This is a genomic window from uncultured Thiocystis sp., assembly GCF_903866365.1.
Classification (GTDB): domain Bacteria; phylum Pseudomonadota; class Gammaproteobacteria; order Chromatiales; family Chromatiaceae; genus Chromatium.
Genome location: NZ_CAIPNF010000489.1, coordinates 1 through 6,844 on the forward strand (window position 1 = coordinate 1; position 6,844 = coordinate 6,844).

A 6,844-nucleotide genomic window follows, 5' to 3' on the forward strand; every position below is an offset into this window, starting at 1 on the left:
AATTTTCGATCCAAATTATAAGAAAAGAGAGACATCCTTAGGTCGTTTAAATAGGTTGCTTCTGGAAGTCCAGGCTTAAAAAATCCCGAACACCTATGGTACGCCTAACAATCGCTTAATAGAGCGGACTCCGCAGCGCGGCAGGATGGGGTGAACGAAACTAGAGACAAGGCATTGCCTTGTCTCTACTCCATCAACGAAAGGAAGATTTGGCAACCGATGAAGATCACGGAAATCTTAGCCATGCTCAAACATGACGGCTGGTTCTTGGTTGCGACAAAGGGAAGCCATCGTCAATTCAAACATCCGACGAAGCCAGGGCGCGTAACGGTCCCCGGAAGACCGAATGATGATGTCGCGCCGGGAACCAAGAACAGTATCTTCAAACAAGCAGGCTGGACGTGAAATGATGCGCTACGCAATCGTTATCGAAAAAGCAGCAGGCAATTTTTCCGCTTATGTTCCTGACCTTCCCGGTTGCATTGCGACAGGGAACTCGATTAAGGAAGTCTCGAAGGAAATCAAGGAGGCGATTGATTTCCACCTGGCGGGTATGCGAGAAGATGGAATCGCACCTCCTGTTCCACAAAGCCATGTCGAGTACGTGGAAGTAGCAGCCTGACAGAAACATCGGGGTCAAGTCTTGAAATCAAGCATTGTCCTAATAAGCGGTTAAAGAGCGGACCCTGCTGACGGCACGGCGCTTATTTTGCAAGATTGTGCCAGCGGGGTCGCTTAATCAAACGTTAGGCTTCATTCAAGCGCGGCAGGATGGGGTGAACGAAAGTAGAGACAAGATAATGCCTTGTCTCTATCCCAGCATCGACGTCGGCATCTGCTGGAGTTCGTTCCTCACCTCAGCCTGCTGGGCTTTGAAGAATCCGTGCGGTCGTTCCGCATGCGGGGATCTGTGCGGTGGCGGTCGGGCAACTGGCCGTCCTACCGCGATGGCGCAGCATCGTTTAGGTCAATCATGGATTTTGAAATCGTTGGCGCCATTTCGAGTATTGAGCCGGTTGCTGTCGGGACGGGCATACGTGACCTCCCAAGACTCAGGAAGCAATACGGCAAAGGCAACTGGAAAAAGCTGAAAGGGTTCGCCCAAATCCGACTCATTGATGGCACTGTACAGACTGCGGAGCTACACTGGTATGAAGCCCACGGTATCGGCAGGAAAGAATTCAAGATGAAGTTCCCTCTACTTGATTAGCGGAACGATGACTATGGTTAATAATGAAAGTCCGTCCTTCGCTGTTTGCATTAGCAATGAAGGCTATCCCGCATCTCTGGAAGTCGGCAAGCTATACCAAATTCTTCCTGACAGTTCAGCCGAGGCGCACGGCTATATTCGCGTCATTGACGAAAGCGGCGAAGACTATGGTTACAGTCAAGATCGCTTCTTCCCACTTCAAATTCCTGGTGCCTTACAAGATGTTCTGCTGAAAGTCGCTTAGATGGAGAAAACCGGTACAGACCACGTTATTCTTGAATAGCGTCAAACTGAGTCAAAGGCTCGTCTAACAAATCATTCCAGCGGACCGTCAAAATGCTGCGCTTTTTGCCCGCCGCGAATTCAAACGTTAGGTCGGCAGGTACTACGTACAAATGGACTTTGAATGGGACGAATTGAAAGCTGGCGCTAACGTCAAGAACCATGGCGTCACATTCTGGGAGGCGACCGAGGTTTTCGGTGACGAATTATCCTCTTTTGTCTCCGATCCAGACCATTCGCAAGGAGAAGAGCGTTTTCTGTTGTTTGGAAGATCCCAAGAAGGCAAATACTTGGTAGTCTCATTCACCGAACGCGCAGAGATCATCCGTATTATTTCTGCGCGACGCATGATGTCCTCAGAGCGCAAAGCCTATGAGCAATGATCAAGCAATGCGACCAGAATATCCTTCCGAACTGATCAAGTCAGGGGTTCGGGGGAAATATGCCAAACGATATCGTGAAGGCACTAATATCGTACCAATCGATCCAGAACTCAAAAAATTTTTTCCGAACGCAGAGGCTGTCAATCGCGCGTTGCGGCAATATGCTGAAGAGCACAAAATGCTGATCTAAATTGAAGTTTCCCTTCAAAACTGAAGGGAAATACGTTGTTTCACTGACTCATCTTCGGCCTGTGCGTCATCATCCCCTTGCGACAGACATCAGGAAGTATCACATTCGCCGTGTTAGGAATTTAGCTCAACAATGACTGATCAGCGGTGTTGGATTGCTGCTTTTGGCAACCCAACATTCGCAAAATCGCCTAAAAGCGATTCAAGAGCGGATCCCGCGGACGGCGCGGTACTCATTACCCACGAGTCACGAAGCCAAGCATTAAAAAGCGGCCTTCCGCAACTGTCACGAAAGTTAAAATGCCTTGTCACCTGCTTGCCCACGCTGCCCGAACCGTCGCAGGCCATCCGACGATGGCGTTGATCGCGATTGGATCAGGTAGCATTCCTCTAACCACCACCCATTTTTAGACCATTAGGATCGCTCGCATGACCATCAACGTGTATTACGACAAAGACGCCGACCTCTCGCTGATCAAGAGCAAGCAGGTTGCCATCATCGGTTATGGCTCGCAGGGCCATGCCCACGCCAACAACCTCAAGGACTCGGGCGTCTCGGTGACGGTCGGTCTGCGTCCGGGCTCGGCCTCGGCGGCCAAGGCGTCCAACGCCGGGCTGACCGTCAAGTCGATCGAGGACGCGGTCGCCGGCGCCGATGTCGTGATGATTCTGGCGCCCGACGAACATCAGGGCACGCTCTATCGCGAACAGGTCACCCCTCACATCAAGCAGGGCGCCGCGCTGGCTTTCGCCCACGGCTTCAATGTCCATTTCGGACAGATCGCCGCGCGCGAGGATCTGGATGTCATCATGATCGCGCCCAAGGGGCCGGGCCATCTGGTGCGTTCCACCTATGCCCAGGGCGGCGGCGTGCCGAGCCTGATCGCCGTCCATCAGGACGCCACCGGTCAGGCCCGCGACATCGCGCTAGCCTATGCCTCCGCCAATGGCGGCGGGCGTGCCGGCATCATCGAAACCAGCTTCCGCGAGGAATGCGAGACCGATCTGTTCGGCGAGCAGGTGGTGTTGTGCGGCGGTCTGACCTCGCTGATCCAGGCCGGTTTCGAGACTTTGGTCGAGGCCGGTTATGCGCCCGAAATGGCCTATTTCGAGTGTCTGCACGAGGTCAAGCTGATCGTCGATCTCATCTACGAGGGCGGCATTTCCAACATGCGCTACTCGATCTCGAACACCGCCGAGTATGGTGACCTGACCCGCGGTCCACGCATCGTCACTGACGAGACCAAGGCCGAGATGAAACGTATCCTGACCGAGATTCAGAACGGCCAGTTCGCCAAGGAATTCATCCTGGAGAATCAGGCTGGCGCGGCTTCGATGAAGGCCATGCGTCGCCTGGGCGCCGAGCATCAGATCGAAGTGGTCGGCGAGCGGTTGCGCGAGATGATGCCCTGGATCCGCGAGAAGAAGCTGGTCGACAAGTCGCGCAACTAGCATCGTTGGTCAGTTGGCGGTTTTTTTGGATGCCGAAACGAAAAGCCGACAACTGTCCGGTATCGAGCGCGTCCGGCGAGGGTTGCGCATTCCGCGCGTTTCGCGGGGCGCGGTTTAATTCCGGGCGCGGTTGATGAAAGACATGAACTCGGCGCGGGTGCGCGGATCTTCCTCGAAGGTGCCGCGCATGGCGCTGGTGACCGTGCTGCTGCGCTGTTTCTGGACGCCGCGCATCATCATGCAGGTGTGACTGGCTTCCATGACCACCGCCACGCCGTGGGCGCCGAGATGATCCATCAAGGCGTCCGCGACTTGGTTGGTGAGCCGTTCCTGCACCTGAAGCCGGCGCGCGAAGACATCGACCACGCGCGCGACCTTGCTCAGACCCACGACCTTGCCGTTGGGCAGATAACCGACGTGGGCATGTCCGAAAAAGGGCAGCATGTGATGCTCGCACATCGAGTAGAACTCGATGTCGCGGACCACGACCATTTCCTTGACGTTCTCCTCGAACACGGCCCCTTTGATGATCTCCTCTGCGGACAGGTTGTAGCCGCTGGTCAGGAAATCCAGGGCCTTGGCGACCCGTAGCGGGGTGCGTCGCAGCCCTTCGCGGTCGGGATCCTCGCCGATTTCGCTCAGCATGCTCCTGACCAATGCCTCCTTGGGGGCGTCGTAGACCTCTTCCTCGGATTCGGCCTCGAAACTTGGGGCATAGTGACTCTGAGCCAGAAGATTCGACAATTTCGGTTTTTCCATCATCGTATTGCCTCGTCAGAGCAGTGGAGTTGCCCGGCGGGGGCGACACGGAACCATTCCGTTCCACGCATGGCATCACAATGGGGGCTGGTGGCGGAAAAGAGAACGCGGGTGGACTCTGGATGGTCCATGGGGCTGGTCATGGCTGGTTTGGCGGAGCGCCGCAGGATCCTCCAACGAACCGCGCGGCCCCCACGCATCCCGCGAGATGCCGCGGTTCTTTGCCGGACAGCGTCTGCGGGAGCGTTAAGGATCTCAAGGATGGAACCACGTCCCGCGCTTACGACGGCAGGCGTTCCAGCGCGGCGATGCGTTTTTCCAGCGGCGGATGGCTGCGGAAGAGCGCCGAGAAACCCTCGCCGATCCGGCCCGAGATGCCGAAGGCGGCAAACTCGCCGGCCGGCAAATCCTGGGGCTCATGGACCCGCTGTAGCGCCCGCAGCGCGTTCGCCATCTGGGTCCGGCTGGTCAGGCGCGCGCCGCCCGCGTCGGCATGGAACTCGCGGTAACGCGAAAACCACATCACAATCATGGTGGCCAGGACCGACAGCAGCACCTGCGCGACCATGGATGCCACGAAATAACCGACCCCCGGACCGCGTTCGTTCTTGAAGATCACCCGGTCCACGAGGCTGCCGATGATGCGCGCCAGGAAGATCACGAAGGTGTTGAGCACGCCCTGAATCAGCGACAGCGTCACCATATCGCCATTGGCGACATGGCTGATCTCATGACCGACGACGGCCTCCACCTCCTCGCGCGACATGTGCCGGAGCAGACCGGTACTGACGGCGACCAACGCCGCATTCCGGTTCCAGCCGGTCGCGAAGGCGTTGGGGTCCGGCGAGTCGAAGATGCCCACTTCCGGCATCCGGATGCCCGCCCGCTCGGACTGGCGCGCGACGGTCTCCAGTATCCATTGCTCCACGGTCGTCGCGGGATGTTCGATGATCCGCACGCCCATGCCGCGTTTCGCCATCGTCTTCGACAGAAACAGCGAGATCAGCGAACCGCTGAAACCGATGATGGCCGCCATCACCAGCAGGGAGGTCATGTCGATCCCGCCGCTCGCCATCAGCGCGCTGTCCAGACCAAGGAGTCGGAAGACCACGCTGATCACGACCAGGATCGCGACATTGGTCGCGAGAAACAAAAAGAGACGCAGCATATCGTTGAAACCCCGGAGTGTGAGTGAAAGACGCCACGGTACTGCCTCGGGCCAGGAAACCTCGGCTCGCGGCAAGGGGGGATGGACCGATCGGAAGCGGGTATTTTCCCCGGACCACAGCCTTAAATCTATAGTAGACAAACGAGAAAACAGCCAGTAATATTCTCGGACTCAGGGCGAATTGCCTTGGAATGCGGGGCCATAGCTCAGCTGGGAGAGCGCAACACTGGCAGTGTTGAGGTCGGCGGTTCGATCCCGCCTGGCTCCACCAAACGATACATTATAAAAATCCGTACTCGGTTTCCCTCGCTAGAGTATCGATAACAGTTTAGTCCCCATCGTCTAGTGGCCTAGGACATCGCCCTTTCACGGCGGTAACCGGGGTTCGAACCCCCGTGGGGACGCCATTTAAAACAAGCCGTTAGGCTAAGTTCCTTCCACCGGCCTTGGGTAGCGTGACGCTTTACGTGACGCGCTACCCTGTTGCTGGTCTAGGACTCCGACCGCTGACCTTACCCGATCCGGGGCGAGGTGTGCATATTTCTCCGTCATCGTGACCGAGGCGTGACCGAGCAGGTCTCGGATCTCGGGCAGTGGCACTCCAGCCGTTGCCATCCAGGCCGCGCAGGTGTGACGCAAGTCGTGGATGTGGAAATCCTCAATGCCAGCGCGACGGCAGGCGGTGGCAAAGCTGCGTCTGACCGTGCCGATCCGACTTCCGTCCTCCATGCAGAACAGCCAGGGCGAACCGGGGCAAGTGTTGCGCCCGGAACCGCGCGCGGTTCACAATGGCGGTCCCCGCAACCTCGTTGAGCGGAATACTCCTCCTCATTCCCTGCCTTCGTGTGGTGGCCTTCCAGGTGCATTAGCCGGCCCTGGAGATCCACCCGCGGCCATTCCATCCAAAGCAGTTCGCCTCGTCGGCAGCCAGTATTGAGCGCCAACCGGATGAAGTCGGCCAAGTGCGGCGCCATTGGCTCGGCCTCGGCGGCCAGGATCAGCGCAGCCGCTTCCGCTTGGGTCAACCATCTGATGCGCGCCTCGGGCGCTTGCAGCTTTCGACCTTCCACCGGGTTCGGAATATTCCACTCCCATTCCCGTCGAGCATAGTTGATCGCGCTGGAGAGTAAGCCGAGTTCCCGGTTAATCGTCGCTGGCGCGGCTCCGTCGCCCCGACGTTTAGCGATGAAGCGGTTCGCATCGGTTCCAAAATCGGCTTAAGGACGCACGGGCGTTTTATGCGTCTCGACCGCCATGATTATGCCGAATCCGATCATCAGGGTCACCATCGAGGTGCCCCCATAACTGATCAGCGGCAGCGGAACCCCCACCACCGGCAGCAGACCCGTCACCATGCCGGTGTTCACGAAGACATAGACAAAAAACAGCAGGATCAAGCCG

11 protein-coding genes, 2 tRNA genes and 1 pseudogene are annotated in these 6,844 nt (G+C 57.4%); 9 read left to right on the top strand and 5 right to left on the bottom strand.

Annotated elements, in window-relative coordinates; translation table 11 throughout:
- Positions 1-219: 219 nt before the first annotated feature.
- The 7 genes from QZY07_RS26550 (at position 220) to ilvC (ending at position 3,516) form a co-directional block, all read left to right on the top strand.
- Positions 220-405 (top strand): type II toxin-antitoxin system HicA family toxin, encoded by a 186-nt coding sequence (locus QZY07_RS26550; RefSeq protein WP_295409315.1) that lies wholly within the window; start codon positions 220-222, stop codon positions 403-405.
- Between the two features lie 4 nt (positions 406-409).
- Positions 410-622 (top strand): type II toxin-antitoxin system HicB family antitoxin, encoded by a 213-nt coding sequence (locus QZY07_RS26555; protein WP_295409317.1) that lies wholly within the window; start codon positions 410-412, stop codon positions 620-622.
- Between the two features lie 183 nt (positions 623-805).
- Positions 806-1,210 (top strand): hypothetical protein, encoded by a 405-nt coding sequence (locus QZY07_RS26560; protein WP_295409318.1) that lies wholly within the window; start codon positions 806-808, stop codon positions 1,208-1,210.
- A gap of 13 nt (positions 1,211-1,223) precedes the next feature.
- Positions 1,224-1,454 carry a hypothetical protein gene (locus QZY07_RS26565; protein ID WP_295409320.1) on the top strand — a complete coding sequence of 77 codons (231 nt, stop codon included), beginning with the start codon at positions 1,224-1,226 and terminating at the stop codon, positions 1,452-1,454.
- 151 nt (positions 1,455-1,605) lie between these two features.
- Positions 1,606-1,875 (top strand): BrnT family toxin, encoded by a 270-nt coding sequence (locus tag QZY07_RS26570; RefSeq protein WP_295409323.1) that lies wholly within the window; start codon positions 1,606-1,608, stop codon positions 1,873-1,875.
- Positions 1,865-2,065, top strand: a complete 201-nt coding sequence (locus tag QZY07_RS26575; protein ID WP_295409326.1) for a hypothetical protein — start codon at positions 1,865-1,867, stop codon at positions 2,063-2,065. The genes QZY07_RS26570 and QZY07_RS26575 overlap by 11 nt, the downstream gene beginning before the upstream one ends.
- Positions 2,066-2,499: 434 nt before the next feature.
- Positions 2,500-3,516: a ketol-acid reductoisomerase gene (gene ilvC / locus QZY07_RS26580; RefSeq protein ID WP_295409341.1), complete on the top strand. Its 1,017-nt coding sequence runs from the start codon at positions 2,500-2,502 to the stop codon at positions 3,514-3,516.
- 114 nt (positions 3,517-3,630) lie between these two features.
- On the opposite strand, the gene folE is transcribed toward ilvC, so the two are convergent.
- Both folE and htpX read right to left on the bottom strand, forming a co-directional pair.
- Positions 3,631-4,278 carry a GTP cyclohydrolase I FolE gene (gene folE / locus QZY07_RS26585; RefSeq protein WP_295409329.1) on the bottom strand — a complete coding sequence of 216 codons (648 nt, stop codon included), beginning with the start codon at positions 4,276-4,278 and terminating at the stop codon, positions 3,631-3,633.
- 277 nt (positions 4,279-4,555) lie between these two features.
- Positions 4,556-5,443 carry a protease HtpX gene (gene htpX, locus QZY07_RS26590; RefSeq protein WP_295409332.1) on the bottom strand — a complete coding sequence of 296 codons (888 nt, stop codon included), beginning with the start codon at positions 5,441-5,443 and terminating at the stop codon, positions 4,556-4,558.
- 195 nt (positions 5,444-5,638) lie between these two features.
- Here htpX and QZY07_RS26595 point away from each other — a divergent pair.
- A tRNA-Ala gene (locus tag QZY07_RS26595) sits at positions 5,639-5,714 on the top strand.
- A gap of 60 nt (positions 5,715-5,774) precedes the next feature.
- A tRNA-Glu gene (locus tag QZY07_RS26600) sits at positions 5,775-5,850 on the top strand.
- A 19-nt stretch (positions 5,851-5,869) separates the two neighbouring features.
- Here QZY07_RS26600 and QZY07_RS26605 read toward each other — a convergent pair.
- From QZY07_RS26605 to QZY07_RS26615, 3 genes and pseudogenes are all read right to left on the bottom strand, one after another.
- Positions 5,870-6,172 (bottom strand): site-specific integrase, encoded by a 303-nt coding sequence (locus QZY07_RS26605; RefSeq protein ID WP_295409335.1) that lies wholly within the window; start codon positions 6,170-6,172, stop codon positions 5,870-5,872.
- A gap of 158 nt (positions 6,173-6,330) precedes the next feature.
- Positions 6,331-6,417: pseudogene (locus QZY07_RS26610) on the bottom strand (hypothetical protein); the annotation flags it as partial.
- A 243-nt stretch (positions 6,418-6,660) separates the two neighbouring features.
- A partial coding sequence (locus QZY07_RS26615; protein ID WP_295409338.1) for an FtsW/RodA/SpoVE family cell cycle protein occupies positions 6,661-6,844 on the bottom strand: 184 nt, incomplete at its 5' end.